Origin of the sequence: Aggregatilinea sp. (assembly GCF_036822615.1) — a bacterium.
Classification (GTDB): Bacteria; Chloroflexota; Anaerolineae; order Aggregatilineales; family Aggregatilineaceae; genus Aggregatilinea.
The window spans coordinates 1-2,293 of the sequence record NZ_DAISHJ010000184.1 but is presented as its reverse complement, the minus strand read 5'-3'; the positions used below and the strand labels follow the sequence as shown (position 1 = coordinate 2,293).

The window sequence follows — 2,293 nt, the reverse complement described above, 5'->3', positions numbered from 1 at the left end:
CGTTCCTGTTCCTGGGGCCGACCGGCGTCGGTAAAACCGAACTGGCGAAGGCGCTGGCGGAATTCATGTTCGGCAGCGAAGACGCCATGCTGCAGCTCGACATGTCCGAGTATATGGACGAGAACACGGTCAGCCGCCTGATCGGCGCGCCGCCCGGGTACGTCGGCTACGAGGGCGGCGGCCAGCTCACCGACCGCGTGCGCGAGCAGCCGTATATCGTAGTGGTGTTCGACGAGGTCGAAAAAGCGCACCGCCGCGTGCTCGACGTGCTGCTGCAGGTGATGGAAGAAGGCCGCCTGACGGACGGGCAGGGCAACGTCGCCAACTTCAGCGAGGCCGTGATCATCATGACCAGCAACGTAGGCGCGCACCTGCTCGGCACGGGCAGCATCGACGATCCGCTGCGCGAGGAGGTCATGGACGAGGTGCGCGGCCAGTTCCGGCCTGAGTTCCTCAACCGCCTGGACGAGATCGTGATCTTCCATCCGCTGTCTGACGAGGACCTGGCGCAGATCCTCGATCTGCTGCTGGACAAGGAGATCAAGCTGGCGGCGGAACGCGGCCTGACGTTGGAGTTCGCGCCGGAGTCGAAGACGTGGATGCTGGCGCAAAACGAGCACCCCGAATGGGGCGCGCGCCCGCTGCGGCGTATCATCCAGCGCAGCGTGCGCGAGCAGTTGGCCGACTACTTGCTGCGCGAAAATCCGCAGCCGGGCACGACGGTCAAGATCGGCGCGGACGGGCGCGGCCTGACCTTCGACATGCTGGCGAAGGCGTAACATAGACACACGGAAACGGGGCGCACAGCCCCGTTTTTTTTGCATAGGCGGAAGGGAGCAAAGGGATGTCGCCTTATGAACAGCATGAAGCGGGTTTTCTGGTTTGTCCGCGCGGCGGCTGGCGATGCTTGCATCGCCCGTTGAGAAAAAAACCGGTAGAGCACGCTCTACCCCTACGGCCATCAACTCTGGCGACTCACAGCAAATGTTCTCGTAGGCCCGTATTGACGCCCGTTAACTTGCTACGTATGGGGTAATTCATGAACTGCCCCGACGGGTATGCTTTATCCCCCGCATAAAAATAGGCGCAAAAAAAACGGGCGGGTCACGGACCCGCCCGTACGAAAAACAGACTCTCCGTTTTTCGCGTTTAGCTCGTTACCTCTGCCGTGCCGACGGGCGCGGGTTCTTCCGTCATGATCGGACCGGGCGCTTCTTCGGTCGGCATGCTCGGCTCGACCGTCATGACCGGCTCCTCAGTGCCCATTGGCTCCTCTGTTCCCATCACCTCGGTTGCCGCTTCGGTGGGTTCCGCCGTCAGCGGTTGATCCAGGCCCGGCGTGGAGAACGGCGTGGATGTGAAGGTGCTGGTCGCAGTCGCGGCGGGCGGCACGTAGGTCGGCGTGACGTCCAGGCCGAGCAGGTGCACCAGCGTCTGGTAGTCGAAGTAGAGGCGCAGGCGCTGGATCAGGCCGTTTTCAAGCTCGAAGACGCCGACCATCGGCAGCGATACCTGGGCGTTGGTGGGCAAGTAGGTCAGGAACGGCCCGGTGTTGACGCCGTGCAGGATGAACTCGACCACGACCGTGCCATCCATGAAGTAGGCGTGCGTCACTTCGATCTGGACGTTGGTGAAGATCCCGTTGAACAGGCTGTTGAGCTGCGCGGCGACTGCGTCACGCCCCAGGGCCGTATCCGCCTGGAGCGGGCTGGTCAGCTCCGCGTTGGGATTGAACGCGTTGTAGTCGCGCGTTTGCAGGAAGTTGAGCACGACGACCGAATCGGGATTGGTGGCCGTGCCGACATAGGTCGGTGTGATGGTGAGCGGCTGCTGCGCCAGCGACGGCACGACGGTCACAGCCAGCATAATCATCGTCAGCACCGTGACGAGGCTGACTGCGCCAGCGACGAAAGCCATTTTTTGATGCTCCAGCGTCATGTTAGGGTTCCTCCTGTAAGTGTTACGTTCCGGTTGGGCGGCGTGGGGATGCAACGTGAGTCACATTATGCGTCTATTAGCCTACGCGAAAACCGGCGGTCTGTAATCGTCCATACGGCGGATTTATGCATAGGCCGGAAGTCCGGGGGCGGGGCGGTGCGCAGCGGGGAGCACGCTATAATAGGCCCGATGTGACGGCGCGCGTTCAGGAGATGGGACATGAAGCGATCGCTTTCGGCACTGGGTTGGGCGAGTCTCTCGTGTTTGTCCGGGCTGCTGAGCATCCTGCCGTCGTTCCCGGTGCATCCTCGGCGCAGGCTGGCGATGGCGCAGCTTGTCGCCACCGAGGATCCCG

2 protein-coding genes are annotated in these 2,293 nt (G+C 62.5%); one reads left to right on the top strand and one right to left on the bottom strand.

Translation table 11 applies throughout. The features are described 5' to 3' along the window. Positions 1-779: AAA family ATPase (locus V7116_RS24930; RefSeq protein WP_324394711.1), on the top strand; the 779-nt coding region annotated here is incomplete at its 5' end. 370 nt (positions 780-1,149) lie between these two features. Here the strand turns inward: V7116_RS24930 and V7116_RS24925 are convergent. Continuing rightward, a complete protein-coding gene (locus tag V7116_RS24925; RefSeq protein WP_324394710.1) occupies positions 1,150-1,917 on the bottom strand; it encodes a nuclear transport factor 2 family protein in 768 nt (255 codons plus the stop codon). Positions 1,918-2,293: the final 376 nt, after the last annotated feature.

Coding starts and splice junctions, on each gene's coding strand:
- V7116_RS24925 (WP_324394710.1), bottom strand. CDS start 1,917: ATGGCTTTCGTCGCTGGCGCAGTCAGCCTCGTCACGGTGCTGACGATG.